Source organism: Alkalicoccus luteus (assembly GCF_052061695.1).
GTDB classification, from domain to species: domain Bacteria; phylum Bacillota; class Bacilli; order Bacillales; family Salisediminibacteriaceae; genus Alkalicoccus; species Alkalicoccus luteus.
Window position 1 is genome coordinate 20091 of record NZ_JBPZEY010000015.1, and the last position, 15618, is coordinate 35708.

Consider the following 15618-nt stretch of genomic DNA (forward strand, 5'->3'; position numbering starts at 1 on the left):
CCTCCTCAAATCGCAGCCTGACACCGAGTTCATCAGCTGCCTCGTGCCTCCCATTCCCGCTTCAGCATGCCATATACGACATGATCCACCATGCCGCTCTGAAGGTTCTCCGCTTCGCGTATCGTTCCTTCTTCGATAAAGCCGAGACGCTCGGGTACCGCCCGGCTCGCCCGGTTATTATCGGCTACCCGAACCTCCACTTTGTTCATGGAAAGCTCCTTTAAGGCGAAATCCGTCAATGCTTTTACCGTTCGCGTCATAATCCCGTTCCCTTGAAACTCTGCAGCGAGCCAGTAGCCGACAGAAGCAACGCCATTTGTCGTATCGATCCGATTGAATCCGGCTATCCCGGCAGCCTCCCCGTGATACAAAATAACAGCCTCAAGCGATTTCTGCCCGGCAAACCGTTTTCTGCAGCTCTCAATAAAAGCAGCCGTATCTTCTTCCCGCTCGACTTGATCGACCCACGGCAGCCACTTTCCAAGATACGCCTTGTCTTTCGTCGTCAGTGTAAAAATATCTTTTTTATGCTTTGCCGCCACAAGCTCCAGCTTCAGCTCTTTATCAATATCGAATGTAAACATTGGTCTTCTCCTCTCCTGTCTATGGTTCCAGCTCCTGTACTGGCGAACGTCCTCCCCGAAACCAAAAGCTTGTGCCCGCACTTCCAGCGAGCAGCACGCTGAGTCCCATCAATCCAAATGCCGGGAAAAACCATTCGGATACACTTCCTGCAAATGCATTACCTGCAATGGCAGCGGCCCCTCCGATGAAGGCGGAGCCTGCCAGCACGCGCGCCAGCCGGTCATCGGTTGTCACTGCTGTACGGGCAGATCCATTCAGCACAAATGCCATCGACAGCGCTCCGTCAAACAAAAACATGCCAAGTGCCAGAAGCAAAAGTGCTTCTGTCACACTGATGAGAAGCAGGCCTGCAGCTGCGAGCAGCATCAGGCCTCCGTAGAGGCTGCTCCATGCCAAGCGGCTGACGCTCCGCAATAGGAGCACCGCTGTGATATTGCCCGCACCGGCCGCTGAGAGAACAACGCCCGTTTGCCAGGCGGCAAATCCGACTGATTCACTCGTATAAATAATGACGAGCAGTACAGCGGCCGTTGTGGTGCTGTTCAGGATGACGTGCTGCATCGTGATAAATTGTTGGCGACTGCCCGTGATCAGCATGCGCATCCCCGCAAGCAGCGGCTCTTTGGACGATGGCTGCTTCGCTACCGGTTTCTCCTTCAGCGTTAAAAAGGCGATCCCTAAAAAAGAAACAGCATACGTAGCAGCATCCACCGCCAGTACAGCAGCCGTTCCATAGGCCGACAAAATCACTCCGGCTAAAACAGGACCGGCAAAGGTACTGACAGCATCCGCTCCTTCAAACCATCCGTGTGCTTCGACGAGCCGCTTGCGTCCTGCAACCTGCGGCACTAGTGCTCCAAAAGAAACCCGAAAGAAAAGGCCCGCAGCCCCGATGACGAACAAGCCTGCTCCGAGCAGCCAGACGGTAAGCAGGTCAAACAAAACGGCCAGCGTAAATGCACTCATTACCGTAAAGCTGACTGCTTCCGCCGACATCGCCACCGCACGTTTCCTGCGGCGCTCCATCCAATTTCTGGCCGGCAGCGCAAGGATCAGCGGAGCTGCTTGGGAGCAGATGACTACCAGCGCCGCCTGCAGGGGTGACCCCGTTACCTGCAGCACAATCAGCGGAATCGCAATTTCACTGAAGCGGTTTCCAAAAATCGTCGCAAGCTGGCCGATCCACATTGTCAAAAACGATCGTTCTGTAATCAGCATAGTTTTCACACCTTTATCGATATTCAGTTATGTTTTTTGATAAAGGTGCTTTTACATGGCGTCTGCCCTCCGTTTCAGCTTCATCTTTGCTCTATCTCTTTTGATTCGATAAGTGGGAGAAAATTCCTGCCAACATTTGACGTCTCTTTTACCAGGCCATTGGATGACAGCTGCCTTTCGCGCGTTACTCTAGGCGATAAACGTTATACAACGCCGGCCTGATCGGCGCCGTTGCCTATCACAAGCTGAAGTATGCCAAACTGGAAGACGCCGGCCGATTAAGCCTGTAAAAATTATGATGAAAGCCCGGCCGGATTCTATTCCGGACGGGCTTTTTTGTACTGAAGAGGGCGCCCTTTCAAAAACAACTTAACAGCCGGCGAAAGCTGCACAACTACCTGCGAAAGGAACACTGAGGCAAAAGCAGCATTAGATATTCACGGGTACGGTGAAGAAAAAGCCTCCGGCGTCATGCCGAAAGCTTTCCTAATTCATTGATACATCTTCCCTTACTCCTTCACCCACGTCCTCGCCTGCTCCAGCTCGTCTGGTGAGAAGGTCTGAAAATCGGTTTGTGCGAGCTTGTCGTAGAGTGTCACCGCTGCGGCGGCTGTGTTGGAATCCGTCACAAGCGCGTACTTGTCGATGAGCTGAGGTGTTCTTTAGCAAAGCGCAGCCGGTCGTTTACAGCCGATGCTTCAATCGATGGAAACTCCGGGAGCACGACAAGCAGTCTAATGGTTCCATATTTGTGAATTCGCTCCTTTAACTCTGTAAAAACGCGCTCATGTTCCTCCTCCGTCAGCTTGCCCTCCGCCTCATACTCCACGTAATTACCTTCCGTTTGCGGACGCATATGAATCATGCGAATCCCTCCTTTCTAGTCTGTATCACCGCCGTGCTCCATATAAACCTCACCGCCTTTCTGCCCGTGTCATCCTGCCTTCTCTCCTGTATACTTTTTGTCAGATGCTTAGGGGGTATTCATGTATGAAGCAGAAGCTGCAAATTGCCTATGAAGTGATGCTCGTCCTGCTGATTCTCTGGTCAGCTTCTACTGTTTTTTTATGAATCGAATCTCGTTTCTCTCGATCATCTCGTCTGGATCGTGCTGCTTACAGATGTCCTTATACGTCTTTTCCGTTCAGATAACAAAGCTGCATTTATCAAGCGGAATCCGTTTGATTTTATTGCTGCCATCCCGCTTGATTCGATCTTTCAATTCGCCCGTCTGATCCGGCTTTTCCGTCTGATCCGGGTCGCTCTGCTGCTGAAACGGACGCCGATTTATACCATTTTACGGACGAATGGTCTGATGAAAACACTCGCTGCAGTCGGCATCTTAATCTTTCTCTCTGCCATCCCGGTCACCTACCTTGAACCGGGTGTCGAAACCTTTATGGACGGCGTATGGTGGTCAGTCGTCACGGCTACAACCGTCGGCTACGGTGATATTGCGCCGGTGACGACCACGGGACGGGGTATTGCCGTGCTTCTGATGGTGTTCGGAATCGGTCTGATCGGAATGGTCACGAGCTCCATTGCGACCTATTTTCTCGACAAAAAAGAGGACCCTGTCGATAACGACACGGTCCAGTTTATCCAGAGTCAGCTGCAGCAGTATGAGACGCTCTCCGCTTACGAGTATGACCGTCTGATTTATATGCTCAGCTCGCTTAAAGACGAGCAGACGGCTGAAAAAAAGAAGCTGTAAGACGTATTTAAGCTCATCCTTTTGTTAAGAGCCTGCACGTCGGTAGGTATTCAGCTTCAGTTTTTCCTTAAGAGATTCAAGCGGCATTGGGCGTGCAAAGTAATAACCCTGTACGAACGGACAGCCGCACTCTTTTAAAAACGCCAGCTGCTCCTCCGTCTCGACTCCTTCTGCAATCACTGACAGCTGGAAACGCCGCCCCATCGTCACCATCGCTTTGACGAGCCAGCGATGGGCGCTGTCCGTGTCTAAATCCTGAATGAACGTCCGGTCCAGCTTCAACGTATGGATCGGCAGCCGCTGAATGTAGCTCATTGAAGAGTATCCTTTGCCGAAGTCATCCAGTGCGATTCGCACTCCTGTCTCTTTCAGCGACTCCAGAAACAAATGAAGCTGCTCGGTTGATTCCGGCTCCGGGTTCTCGGTCAGTTCAAACGTCAAGTGTTCGGCTGAGATAAGACCTTTTTCAGCCGTTTGGCGAATGACGGCTGCGAGTTCGTGCGGATCGGCGTGAAAAGAAGATAAATTAATCGATACTTGAAACGGCTGGATCCGATAAAGCGGACTCAGCTCCTCGACGGCTTTCTGCATAATCCAGCGGTCCATTTCCAGAAGCATCCCTGTACGCTCGGCTACTTCAAACACCCATTCCGGATTCACGAAGCCAATGTCCGGATGCTCCCAGCGCAGCAGCACCTCTACGCCGGAAAATGCGCCTGTTACCGTATGAAACTGCGGCTGATATACGAAAGAGAATGCTTCTTGTTCAAGAGCGTGCGGCAGATCTCTTGCGATAATCGATTTCGTTTCAGAGGCTGCTTTAGCTGCCGGCGGCGTAAAAACCGTCTTTGCCCGGTGTGTCGCTTTGGAGCGCACAGAGCCAATGTAGGCTTTCTGAATCAGCGACTCGGTATTGGTCTCCTCCCCATATTCCGATACCCCTACTGCCACTGCTGGCTTGATGAAACGATCGCCGGATTTTACCGGTTCAGTTAAATGATCGTGCAGCTGGCGCGCCGCATAAAGCTTGTCGAGCGGCTTCTCATCATCGTAAAGGAGCAGCAGGTAGTTGAGCGGCTCCAGCTGAAACAGCGTCAGCTCTCGCTGCGTATACTGTTTCAAACGGGTGGTCAGTACGTGCTCCACGTGTGCCTGATCGGTTTCCTCCAGCATGCCGTTCCAGTCCGGATACAAATCCAACCGAATGCTGTAGCAGACCAGACCGGGAATCTCCGCCGGAAGCAGAGACAGCGCTGCCCGTTTATAAGTGCCTGCTTTCACGTTCCTGCAGTGCTCATACTCCAGCTCGATTGCAGCAGCAAGAAACGCTGCTATCACCTTCAGTGTTTTCGCATCTTGATCTGAAAAGGCATTTGGCTCCGGAGCTGCCAACCCGATCGTTCCAAAAAAAACACTGCCGTTCAGCAGGATCGGCGCACCGAGGTACGAACGAATCTGAAGCTGCTTCGTCACTTCCAGCCCGGCCGTTTTATCATAGCTGAGGGCGTCTTGAATGTGAAGCACCTCTGCAGAAGAGCGGTCCGTTAAGGCACAGTATGTATCGTTAAAGTCAAACGACAGGTGCCGTGGAAAAGGGGTACCGTCTGTTTTGACTCCATCGATAATCGTATAGGCATCATTATAATGATGGGACACATAGCGCATACATGTTCCATTTATACGTTCTGCTAAATAGAGCGCACGCTGCACCGCTGGCCGAAAATCCTCCAACGCATCGAGTTCTTCAGGAGAAATATACATTTGACTACCCCCTCTATGATTCATTAGTACCTTAATCATAGAGGTTTATGCCCCTTCTTGCATGGGTCTATTCTTTATATTTCCAGAAAATTTAAAAACCGTCGTTTTAGTTTACGACGGTTCTGTATGTGCGATAGCAGCTTCGATTTTCATCAGACGGCTTTCCAGACGACGTATTTTCGTACGAATCGTGAACAGCTTATCGTCGTATTTCTTCAGCATGTGACGACTTGTGTAGCGGCTTTTGCGGCACTGAATAATCGACAGCTCCTTCTCCAGCTGCTGTATTTCCAGTACCACCACTTCTTTTTCCGCCTCCAGTATTTTGCGTTTCTTATACTCGGCTTCTCTTCTCATAAGCGTTGCTCCCTGTAGCCGATTCCGGCAGCTCATAAACAACCGGAAGCGGCCGGTGCGCTTCCGAGTGCTCCAGGGACGTCTCGTGTTTACATGTCAAAGCAGGTGTCCCATTCCATGGTTACGTTGAATAGCTTATAGCCTATCTACCCAAAATTAACATTATACAAACATTAAAATAAAGTTGTAAAAACCTTTTTCAATATGAACGTTTTTTCCCCGAAACAAATAATCCGTGTCCGCTCAGCGGTCGCGAATGGTAAAAGCCAAACCACGGTTATGACACCTGCCATTCTTTCTTTACAAACGAAAGCACCGGGCTCATTACCCGGTGCTCCAGCGTTACTCCTCTTCTCTGCGGCGCCGGTTCTCTTTCAAGCGCTCAAGCAGATCTTCCATTTCTTCGACAAGTTCATCATCTTCGTCTGCCTCCGTCCGGCTGTCCGGCTTTGATGCGTAACTGTCCGGCTCTACTTCGTCAGGCAGCAGCCGTGCTTCGATGCGGAACGGTTCATTTCCGGTCGTCTGCATCGATTCCAGATCACGGCCGTACACCACCTGTCCATCCGGAGTCATGTATTTCTTGTTCATGTTTCTTGTTGACCGGTCAAAAAAGCTGTAGATGACCGGTATGACAAACAGTGTCAGCAGCGTGCTGCTGATCAATCCGCCGATAATGACAATACCCATTGGCTGTATCAGTTCTGCACCTTCACCAAGACCGATGGCGAGCGGCACAACACCAAAAATGGTTGTGAGTGCTGTAATCAGAATCGGACGGGCTCGGTCCTGCACCCCAGCTACGATCGCATCCGCTGCAGGCATGCCTTTTTCCTTCTGCTGGTTGATATAGTCCACGAGCACGATCGCGTTATTGACGACGATACCGGCCAGTACGATGATTCCGATAAACACCATCACGCTCAGCGGGTTTTGCGTTACTGTTAGAGACAGCATCACCCCGATGACGAACAGCGGCACCGTGAACATGACGATGAATGGATATTTAAACGACTCGAACTGTGCAACCATCACCAAGTAGATAAAGGTGATACCTAGAACGAATGCCAGAGCTACATCGAGAAAGATATCATCCAAGAGCTCCTGATCGCCTCCGACAATAAAGGACGTATTGTCGTCTAAATCAGCTTCATCGACTGCATCCATAACGAGCACGCCTGCTTCCTGCAAGGAAATATCGGATACATACCCGACGTCGATATCAATGGTGCGTTCCTGATCGGCCCGGTTAATCATGGCCGGCCCTTCCCCATCTTCGAATTCCGTCACGTCGGAAAGCTCAATAAAGCCTCCCTGCTGATCCGGTATCAAAATAGAGCCGAAACTGTCGGTGCTGCTCAGTACGTCTGCGGGGTAGCGCACGCTCAGCGGCAGCGGGCTCTCATCATCCAACTCCAGCGTTCCGGCTGTAATTCCGCCTGTCGCATCCAACACCGCCTGGCCGACCTGAGCAGGAATGAGTCCCTCTTCTCTCGCAGCATCCCGGTCAATGGTGACCTGAAGCTCCGGAGAGGTTTCTTCTTCAGAGGAAGAAACCTGACGGATATCTGCTTCATCCTCTAACAGCTCCATAATCTCATCCGCTGCTTCTGTCAGCCGCGCCTCGTCTTCATCCTGAAGACTGAAGCTGTACGTGTTCGGCTCACCGCCAAAACCAGCTTGGGCAAAGGCGAGTACGTCAATCTCCGGTACATCATCCACCCCTTCGATATCTGATTCGATTTCTTCAATGAATTCAAAGGAAGAGACGTTCCGATCGGCGGCCTCCACCATGGTAACAATGATCTCCGCTGTGTGAGAGGAGCTTGTCATTCCACCTTCCATCGAGCTCGACCCGATTGTACTCAAATACATCTCCACTTCTGCATACTCGTCCAACTCATCTTCAATTCGCTCTACCGTTTCTTCCGTACGGCTTAGAAGCGTTCCTTCATCATGCTCCACTTCGATCAGGAACGTTCCTTCATCAGAGTCCGGCAGCAGATCCACACCTGTTCCTGCTAGTCCGACAGCGCCGATAACCAGTGACGCAAGCGTGATCCCGATCACAGTCAGACGGTGGCGGAGCGTCCACCTCACAGCCGACCCAAGCCTCTTCATATAAGGCTTTTCTTTCCGCTTCGCTTCCAAATCTTCATCCGGCGGTGAGAGGATGCGGCTTGCAATCATTGGTACAACCGTGACCGCAACAAACAGCGAAGCAAGCAGACTGAACGCAACAGTGATCGCAAGCGGTGCGAAAAGATCGCCAACAAGTCCCGTAACAAACACAATCGGCAAAAATACCGAGGCGGTTGTCAGCGTAGAGGCGGTAATCGCACCGGCTACTTCCTTCGTTCCGTCAGCCGCTGCCTGCCGGGATGCCTTGCCCATCGACAGGTGCCGGTAAATATTTTCAATGACGACGACGGCGTTATCGACAAGCATCCCGATCCCGAGAGCCAATCCTCCGATCGTCATGATGTTCAGACTGATATTCGTAAAGAAAAACAGCGCGAACGTCGTAATCACCGAAAACGGAATGGCAATCCCGATAATAAACGGTGTTTTCAAGTTGCGCAAAAAGGCAAACAGCAGCACCATTGCGAGGATTCCCCCGCCAATCAGCGACATCATCACGCTGCTGATCGCCTGATCGATGAATTCTCCTTCATCGTACAGAAAGCCTGCGGTCAAATCCTCATACTCGTCTTCTTCAAGCTGGCTGTCAAGCTCGTCACGCACGTCTTGTGCGGTTCCGGAGGTGTCTGCTTCTGACTCAAACATCACATCGAGCTGAATAGAATTTTCCTGATCCAAACGAGTAATGACATCCTGGTCTTCTTCTGTTAACGACACCTCACCTGCATCGGCAAGCGTCAGCTCATCGCCGGTTTCCGGATCTTCCGTGATGACCAGATCCTCCAGTTCCTCCAGCGTGGAAATATCGCTGAGGAGCCGTGTCGTCATTTGTTCTTCTTCCTCTTCGTCGACAATCGTTCCCCCGGGCATCGACATGCTGCTGCCCTGGATCACGTCGACAATATCGTTTTGCGTAAGGCCGTTATCTTCCAGTACGTCCAGATCCAGCTCTACTTCATAAAGCTCATCAATCGTACCGGATTCGTCAACGGAGGCGACACCATTGACCCGGGACAGCTCCCGCTGCAGGTCGGCAACGTCGTCCTGAAACGCCGATACCTCATCCCCCTGCGATGAAATCGCAAGCTGCATGCTCGGGAACATCGATGGATCAAACTGCAGGAAGTTCGGCTGTCCGGCGTCATCGGGCAGGTCTGTCTGGTTAATCGTCGTAATGATCTCATTTTCGACATCTTCAATTGATGTATCGAACGTAAACTCCATGATGATGATCGAGCTGCCTTCCTGCGTTTGGGAGGAAAGCTGATTCAATCCCGAAATGTTGGAAAGCTCGTTTTCCAGCGGTTCGGTTACATCATCCAGCACTTCATTCGGTCCTGCGCCCTGGTAGCTCGTGACGACTGCAGCAGCAGGTGCCTCGACGTCCGGCAGCAGCTGCACAGGAAGCCTCGTCAGCGAGACGGTGCCCAAAAGCAGCAGCACAATCATAATGACGACCGTAAATTTCGGTCGTCTGATAGAAAAATCCCATATTCTCATTGTATTGAATCCGCTCCTTCATCTGGTTGCGTTACCCAACAACGTGTTGTACGATTACGCTATCATACGCCGATTTCCCTATCAATCAACAATCAGATGGGATCTGTCGGGTAACGAAAAGGAGCTGGACCTATGCCACGCCGACCAAAACCAGAAGAAACGAAGCAGACACTTCTCGATCACTTCTGGCAGATCTACTGCGATAAGAAGATTGACCGGATCACGGTCCGTGAAATTACTGATGCAGCCGGCTTTAACCGCGGAACGTTTTATGTATACTTCACCGATGTATACGATGCTCTGCGCACCATTGAAGAAGCGATTATACCCGATGAAGCAGAATTTGAACAAATGATGAAACTTCATCATGAAGGAATTGATTTTTATACGAGCATGGAGCATTTCACCTCTTTTTATGAAACGCACGGTGACAAATTAAGAGTGCTGCTCGGCCCGAATGGCGATCCGACTTTCGCTCACAGGCTCAAAGACAGAATGCGTCATTACTTGCTGTATTATTCTGCCTCCGAACTGGCAGAGCTGTCCGTGCAGGATCGCCTGAAAATGGAATACATCGTCGAAGCGGAAATGGCCTCCCGTCTCGGCATGCTCACCTTGTGGTTCAGCCGCGGCAAAGACCTGACGCTGGAGCAGTTTCATCAGCTGACCTACAGCCTGACGAGAAACGGCTCTCTCCGAACATCCGCTGAGCTGTACGACAAGTCGAAAAAGCAGGATTCGTGAGAGGGGAGGCTGTCTCAGCAGATTGACAGAGACAGCCTGAAGCAGACGCGGGAAATATCGCAGCTGACTGGCCGCCCTCTCACCTGGACTGCGGCAGCCTGTTACTCATCTTTCTCCGCCAGTGAAAGGGTGCGTACGATAATATAGACGAGGCTTACCAGATAGACAGCCATGAACAGCGAAAAAAACGCCTGCAGCCTGCGGGGAAAGGATATGCCTGTGATGACACCGAGCGCGAGCAGTCCTGTCTTTAATACGGCAAAATCCGCAACAGAATAATTCTTTGCCCCGTCCATCAGCTTAGATACGAATCCCATATTCGCCTCCTCCTTTCATATATGGAACTATACCCGTTTTCGAAAACATTCCTCCGACATTCATGTGGCACTTTTCCCCATTTCAAGCTATAGTAAAAAGAAAAAGGACTGACGCTTATGACATCGCACCTTCAGCACCTGATCTGGATGAAGTACGGCTCGCTTCTTCTTATGCTGGTATTCACTCTGTTTCTCTTTTTCCCTCAGGCAACGTTCGCCGCTCCGGATGCTTATGCATTCCTGTTGGAAGAACGCCTGCTTACTTTCGTGCTGCTTGGTGCAATTTTTCTGCTTTCCACAGCTGCGCTGGCCGTGGTCGAAGTGATCAGGCACTGATGCTTTCTGCCTGTTGAATGCTTGCTTTTCAGCTGGTACGCTTGCACGAACGATGTTTTGTTCGAGGAGGAACCAGCATGAAAAAGAAACGGCTTCTTATCCGCTCCAGCATTCTGCTTGTCATGATGCTTGCGATTGGCTATACCTTTTATAATCATTTTTCAGAGGATCAGGGTCTCGTCGCCGAAGGAGATGAAGCACCTGATTTTGTGCTCGAAAACATGGACGGCGAAGAAATGTACCTGGAGGACTTTGAAGGCGAAGGAGTTTACCTCAATTTCTGGGCTACTTACTGCACATACTGCCGCGATAAGATGGACTATTTAAATGAACATTTTGAGGAGTATGAAGAGCGCGGCTTACAGGTGCTGAACGTAAATGTAGATGAAACGGAGCTTCAGGTCGAGCGCCACGAGCAACGTTTTCAGCTTGATTACGAGCTTTATATCGACCGCAATATGCTTGTGAGCAGCGCATATGGAGTCGGCGTTCTTCCATCTGTTTTTCTGATTGACGAAACCGGTGAGGTGCAGGAGCATCATGTCGGCGGCAAAACGGAACAACAGGTGGTAGAGTCCCTGGAAAGTCTCGTGCCGGATCAATCCGCTTCCTAATCGCACTGAAAGGTACTGAACAAGCCAGCTTTGGCGGCTTCAGTACCTTTTTTGTGTAACAGAAATCCGACTGGTCTCCGCACCTCTTCGAATGAAAGTGTTTAACTTTTCCGCTGAAAGCATGAACTTCGGCAGCAAGATGTTCAACTCTGACCGCATAAGCGTTAACCTCGCCTCGCAACTGTTTACGAGCATCAACTTAAGACTGCTATAACGAATAAACGTTCACCCAGATCAAGCAAATGATTAACTTCTCTGCTGAAACGCTCAACTTTTCTGGAACTTCAGACCGGATGGCTTCCGGCGGCCGGAAGCTTCTTTATGAAGTTGGGTAAAGTTAGTTAAGTGACAGCTGGCGTTATCAAACAGAAGCACCAAGTTTTCATTCTCCTGCATGAACGTTTCATGCTTGAACCTGATCTTATCAACCTCGTGACTGCTTTCAACGACGAATTCACTGCCACTATTAAAAGCCGCCGGAAAAGCTTACTCCGCTTTTCCGGCGGCTTATCTATTATCGGGAGACCGTTCTGCCCTGCGGACGCAGCCGCTCCTTTTTAGCAGCCTTATCATGTGGCACAGGAAGCTGCTTGCCGATGATGTAATCACTGCCGGGCAGCTTTGCAAGAATAGCCGCTGCAGTGATCGAAAGCAGCAGGGCAGCCGTAAGCGCAGTTGCTGCATATACTAGCGGCGGCAGTCCCGGAATTGGTGGGGCATGCAGCAGAAACAGATTATGAAGAAGGTAGATATTAAAGGAATAGCGGCTAATCCAGAGCACTGGAGGCGGTGCCTTTTCTGTAAATCTTGCCAGATAGAAAATTAAAAAAATCATTGCGGTTGTATACAGCAGCATGTCGATACGCTTAGAGGAAACGACAAGGATTGTATCTGTCCGAACGAGCACAATCAACAGCAGGATGGAAAAAACAGGCAGGATTCGGATCAGCCAACGATGTTCATCAAGCCGCTGCTTCAGCTGATCATAATAGATGCCTGCATAAAAGCCAAGCGTGAAATAAAAAAGCCATCCGATGAACGGAAGCCAGTATCCGCGCTGCCAGATGTATTCCGCGACCGCTCCTGCCGGCGGCTCGGTCAAATTAAAAAACAGCAGATAAAGGGCGCTGATCACCAGACTGCAGCCGAGAACGGGCCATGGTTTCCTGCAGTTGAGCCAGCGGGCTGCCAGCAGATGAAGCAAATAAAATTGAAAAATGATCAGCACAAAATATCCAGTATAGCCTCCTGCCAAAATGTGAAGCGCCGCTCGATCCGGCACGGCCGACCATGACGGTGCAAGTGCAACGGCAAAAACCACTCCCATCACAGCAAACGGAATAAGCAGGTACCGTACTCTTTTCCGGAGAAAAGAGGCCGGTACCTGCTCCCGGTAAGCTCTTGCAATTAGAAATTCGGATAAAAACACAAATGCCGGTGTCCCAAAGTACGCCATAAACCGCATTAAAATTAGCAGATTTTCTTCCAGCCAGCCAATCTGATTTTCATAATGAAGCAGTGTCACGTCGACGGTATGCGTCATCATTACCGCCAGACAGGCGATCGTACGCAGCCAGTATGCCTCATATAATACAGGGCTTTGCCTCATTATGTATCATCCCCTGTCCATCCACTTCCCCCATTCAATCATATGTGTATGAAGAAAGTGTGAAGCAGAAGTAGAAAACATACAGATAAATCTCTAAAGAGATTACACGATCATGTCACTTTTCAGCACCACTGAAATTGTTCAGCGAATCAACCTTTCGCCCTCACCATCGGCCTGGATGTAAAGAAGCTGCGGTGCCATTTTAATGAGAATCATTTCCCTGCTTGGTACGAGTCCGCAAAGCGTTCAGCTGTATACCCCTTACTGTATGCATCTCTAATCTACATGGGGCAGCCGATTGGTAAGACGCAGCTTCAACACATCCTCCTGATCAGAAGCATCATCAGCTAAACGTAATGGGCACCAGAGTTTATCCTCTGGTGCCCGGTCCAGCTAAGCAGCCGGAATTGATTTGAATTTTCGCAGTCTCAAGGTGTTCAGCACAACAGATACGGAGCTGAGTGCCATTGCAAGACCGGCGAGCATCGGATTCAACAGGATGCCGAACACCGGGAACAGCACACCAGCTGCTACCGGGATGAGCACGACGTTATAGCCGAATGCCCAGCCGAGGTTCTGCCAGATCATGCGCATCGTCGAACGAGAGAGCCTCACTGCCGTCACTACTTTTGCGACGTCACCCTTCATCAGCGTGATGTTCGCCGTTTCCATAGCAACATCTGTGCCGGTTCCGATCGCCATGCCGACATCTGCCTGTGCAAGTGCCGGTGCATCGTTAATGCCGTCCCCGACCATTGCGACGACCCGACCTTCTGCCTGCAGCTTTTTCACGGCATCTGCCTTGTGCTCCGGAAGTACTTCCGCGATGTAGTCATCGATGCCGGCTTCTCTGGCAATCGCAGCCGCGGTTCCTTCATGGTCCCCTGTCAGCATCAGTACTTTCATGCCAAGGTCCTGCAGTGCCTGCACGGATTTTTTCACATCCTGCTTCAGCGTATCTGCTACAGCTACGAGCCCTGCAGCTTCGCCGTCGATTGCCGTAAACATCGGTGTTTTACCATTCTCGGCCAGCTTCTTCGCGTCACCCTGAAGTGCAGACGTATCGACGCCGCGCTCCCGCATCAGCTTGTCATTGCCGATCAGAATCGTCTGACCGTTCAGAATGGCTTCGATGCCGTGGCCCGTAATGGACTGAAAGCGCTCCGGCTCTTCCAGCTTATAGCCGCGCTCTCTGGCTGCAGCGACAATCGCTTCGCCGAGTGGATGCTCCGAGCTGTTTTCCACAGAGGCTGCTGCGCGAAGCAACATTTCTTCTGTGAAAGCACCTTGCGGCAGCAAATCGGTGACCACCGGTTTGCCTTCCGTAATCGTGCCAGTTTTATCGAAAATAATCGTATCAACGTGCTTAACCCGCTCAAGACTCGTCGCGTCTTTGATTAAAATGCCGTTTTCTGCTCCTTTTTCCGTACCGACCATGATCGCGGTCGGCGTGGCGAGGCCAAGCGCACACGGACAGGCTATGATCAGCACAGCAATGAAGGTGGTCAGCGCCATGATCGTCGCTGGTTCTGGTCCGATAAAGAACCAGACTGCAGCACTGATGAGCGCAATGAGAACTACAGCTGGCACAAAGTAGGCCGCAATTACGTCAACAATTCGCTGAATCGGTGCTTTGGACCCCTGAGCTTCATTGACCATGCGGATAATTTGAGACAGAACCGTATCCTTCCCGACTTTGGAGGCCTGCATCGTGAAGCTGCCGGATTTATTGATCGTCGCACCGATAACCGGGTCATCGAGCTGCTTTTCTACAGGGATGGATTCACCGGTAAGCATCGACTCATCTACGGTCGAAGCGCCTTTCAGAACGATACCGTCCACCGGAATTCTCTCACCCGGCCGCACGATCAGCTCATCGCCGATCTGTACGTCTTCAAGCGGGATCTCTACCTGCTCGCCGTTTCTGACAACACGAGCTGTTTTTGCCTGCAGGTTCATCAGCTTTTTAATCGCTGTGGATGTCTGCCCTTTAGCCTTCGCTTCCAGATAACGTCCCACGAGAATGAGCGTGGTAATAACGGTTGTCACATCATAATAAAGCTCATTCGGGAAGCCAAGACCTGTCAGATAAGCCGGGAAAAGCGTTAGCGCCCCGCTGTAAAGCCAGGCAGAGGTCGTACCCATCGCAACGAGCACGTTCATGTCCGCCGAACCGTTTTTCAGTACTTGATAGCTTTTCGTATAAAACCGGCGTCCAGGCCCGAGCTGCACGAACGTCGTTAAGATGAGCAAAACGTAAGGGCTGGCCAGAAACGCCGGGACCCATGTACCCCAGTGGGGCATCATGTGCGGAATACTTCCGACTAGGACGACCGCAGTGAGAATACTGCTCCAAAGCACACTTTTTTTCAATGAGGAGGCTTCCGATTCCTGTTTATCTGAGCGATCCTTTACCGATCCATCCTCATCCACATCCGCACCAAAGCCGATCTTTTCCACTGCCTGAATCAGCTGTTCAGTCGTGACGGCATCACTCGTGCGAACCTGCGCACTGTGCGATGCCAGGTTCACGTTAGCCTCTTCCACGCCTTCCACTTTTTTCAGCGATTTTTCCACCCGGTTCACACAGGAAGCACAGGACATCCCGGAGACGGACATGTTCACTTTTTTCATGAGCACTTCACCTTCCTTTCACCAGATACTTATACCCCCAAGGAGTATTAAAGCAGGTAAAAAGCAGGGCTGCACGGTTTTCCCATG

The 15618-nt window shown here is 51.0% G+C and carries 14 protein-coding genes; 4 read left to right on the plus strand and 10 right to left on the minus strand.

Features of this window, described 5'->3' with window-relative positions; translation table 11 throughout:
* Positions 1-32 precede the first annotated feature (32 nt).
* The 4 genes from ACSZLD_RS15730 to ACSZLD_RS15745 form a co-directional block, all read right to left on the minus strand.
* A complete protein-coding gene (locus ACSZLD_RS15730) occupies positions 33-584 on the minus strand; it encodes a GNAT family N-acetyltransferase (protein WP_444685741.1) in 552 nt (183 codons plus the stop codon).
* Between the two features lie 19 nt (positions 585-603).
* A complete protein-coding gene (locus ACSZLD_RS15735) occupies positions 604-1803 on the minus strand; it encodes an MFS transporter (RefSeq protein WP_444685742.1) in 1200 nt (399 codons plus the stop codon).
* A gap of 509 nt (positions 1804-2312) precedes the next feature.
* Positions 2313-2432 carry a SpoIIAA family protein gene (locus ACSZLD_RS15740; protein WP_444685743.1) on the minus strand — a complete coding sequence of 40 codons (120 nt, stop codon included), beginning with the start codon at positions 2430-2432 and terminating at the stop codon, positions 2313-2315.
* Positions 2429-2668, minus strand: coding sequence for a SpoIIAA family protein (locus tag ACSZLD_RS15745; RefSeq protein WP_444685744.1), 240 nt, complete (start codon positions 2666-2668; stop codon positions 2429-2431). Before ACSZLD_RS15745 ends, ACSZLD_RS15740 begins: the two co-directional genes overlap by 4 nt.
* A gap of 243 nt (positions 2669-2911) precedes the next feature.
* Here ACSZLD_RS15745 and ACSZLD_RS15750 point away from each other — a divergent pair, with 243 nt between their 5' ends.
* A complete protein-coding gene (locus ACSZLD_RS15750; protein WP_444685745.1) occupies positions 2912-3517 on the plus strand; it encodes a potassium channel family protein in 606 nt (201 codons plus the stop codon).
* 24 nt (positions 3518-3541) lie between these two features.
* Here the strand turns inward: ACSZLD_RS15750 and ACSZLD_RS15755 are convergent, their stop codons facing one another.
* From ACSZLD_RS15755 to ACSZLD_RS15765, 3 genes are all read right to left on the minus strand, one after another.
* A complete protein-coding gene (locus ACSZLD_RS15755) occupies positions 3542-5278 on the minus strand; it encodes an EAL domain-containing protein (protein ID WP_444685746.1) in 1737 nt (578 codons plus the stop codon).
* Between the two features lie 111 nt (positions 5279-5389).
* Positions 5390-5635 carry a hypothetical protein gene (locus ACSZLD_RS15760; protein ID WP_377910511.1) on the minus strand — a complete coding sequence of 82 codons (246 nt, stop codon included), beginning with the start codon at positions 5633-5635 and terminating at the stop codon, positions 5390-5392.
* A 342-nt stretch (positions 5636-5977) separates the two neighbouring features.
* Positions 5978-9277, minus strand: a complete 3300-nt coding sequence (locus tag ACSZLD_RS15765) for an efflux RND transporter permease subunit (RefSeq protein ID WP_444685747.1) — start codon at positions 9275-9277, stop codon at positions 5978-5980.
* A gap of 132 nt (positions 9278-9409) precedes the next feature.
* On the opposite strand from ACSZLD_RS15765, the gene ACSZLD_RS15770 reads away from it, so the two are divergent.
* Complete coding sequence (locus ACSZLD_RS15770; protein ID WP_444685748.1) at positions 9410-10021, plus strand: TetR/AcrR family transcriptional regulator; 612 nt, start codon at positions 9410-9412, stop codon at positions 10019-10021.
* Between the two features lie 101 nt (positions 10022-10122).
* Here the strand turns inward: ACSZLD_RS15770 and ACSZLD_RS15775 are convergent, their stop codons facing one another.
* The gene (locus tag ACSZLD_RS15775) at positions 10123-10338 is read right to left on the minus strand and encodes a hypothetical protein (RefSeq protein ID WP_444685749.1); all 216 of its coding nucleotides are present in this window, start codon (positions 10336-10338) and stop codon (positions 10123-10125) included.
* A gap of 117 nt (positions 10339-10455) precedes the next feature.
* Between ACSZLD_RS15775 and ACSZLD_RS15780 the strand changes: the two genes are divergently transcribed.
* Positions 10456-10674, plus strand: a complete 219-nt coding sequence (locus ACSZLD_RS15780) for a hypothetical protein (protein WP_444685750.1) — start codon at positions 10456-10458, stop codon at positions 10672-10674.
* A 77-nt stretch (positions 10675-10751) separates the two neighbouring features.
* Complete coding sequence (gene resA, locus ACSZLD_RS15785; protein WP_444685751.1) at positions 10752-11288, plus strand: thiol-disulfide oxidoreductase ResA; 537 nt, start codon at positions 10752-10754, stop codon at positions 11286-11288.
* A gap of 514 nt (positions 11289-11802) precedes the next feature.
* On the opposite strand, the gene ACSZLD_RS15790 is transcribed toward resA, so the two are convergent.
* Both ACSZLD_RS15790 and ACSZLD_RS15795 read right to left on the minus strand, forming a co-directional pair.
* Positions 11803-12897 carry an acyltransferase family protein gene (locus ACSZLD_RS15790; protein WP_444685752.1) on the minus strand — a complete coding sequence of 365 codons (1095 nt, stop codon included), beginning with the start codon at positions 12895-12897 and terminating at the stop codon, positions 11803-11805.
* 393 nt (positions 12898-13290) lie between these two features.
* Positions 13291-15531, minus strand: a complete 2241-nt coding sequence (locus ACSZLD_RS15795; RefSeq protein WP_444685753.1) for a heavy metal translocating P-type ATPase — start codon at positions 15529-15531, stop codon at positions 13291-13293.
* Between the last annotated feature and the right edge of the window lie 87 nt (positions 15532-15618).

Bases quoted from the DNA above. Each gene is read 5' to 3' on its own strand.
- ACSZLD_RS15730 (WP_444685741.1), bottom strand. From the start codon at position 584: ATGTTTACATTCGATATTGATAAAGAGCTGAAGCTGGAGCTTGTGGCG.
- ACSZLD_RS15735 (WP_444685742.1), bottom strand. From the start codon at position 1,803: ATGCTGATTACAGAACGATCGTTTTTGACAATGTGGATCGGCCAGCTT.
- ACSZLD_RS15745 (WP_444685744.1), bottom strand. From the start codon at position 2,668: ATGATTCATATGCGTCCGCAAACGGAAGGTAATTACGTGGAGTATGAG.
- ACSZLD_RS15755 (WP_444685746.1), bottom strand. From the start codon at position 5,278: ATGTATATTTCTCCTGAAGAACTCGATGCGTTGGAGGATTTTCGGCCA.
- ACSZLD_RS15760 (WP_377910511.1), bottom strand. From the start codon at position 5,635: ATGAGAAGAGAAGCCGAGTATAAGAAACGCAAAATACTGGAGGCGGAA.
- ACSZLD_RS15765 (WP_444685747.1), bottom strand. From the start codon at position 9,277: ATGAGAATATGGGATTTTTCTATCAGACGACCGAAATTTACGGTCGTC.
- ACSZLD_RS15770 (WP_444685748.1), top strand. From the start codon at position 9,410: ATGCCACGCCGACCAAAACCAGAAGAAACGAAGCAGACACTTCTCGAT.
- ACSZLD_RS15775 (WP_444685749.1), bottom strand. From the start codon at position 10,338: ATGGGATTCGTATCTAAGCTGATGGACGGGGCAAAGAATTATTCTGTT.
- ACSZLD_RS15780 (WP_444685750.1), top strand. From the start codon at position 10,456: ATGACATCGCACCTTCAGCACCTGATCTGGATGAAGTACGGCTCGCTT.
- resA (WP_444685751.1), top strand. From the start codon at position 10,752: ATGAAAAAGAAACGGCTTCTTATCCGCTCCAGCATTCTGCTTGTCATG.
- ACSZLD_RS15790 (WP_444685752.1), bottom strand. From the start codon at position 12,897: ATGAGGCAAAGCCCTGTATTATATGAGGCATACTGGCTGCGTACGATC.
- ACSZLD_RS15795 (WP_444685753.1), bottom strand. From the start codon at position 15,531: ATGAAAAAAGTGAACATGTCCGTCTCCGGGATGTCCTGTGCTTCCTGT.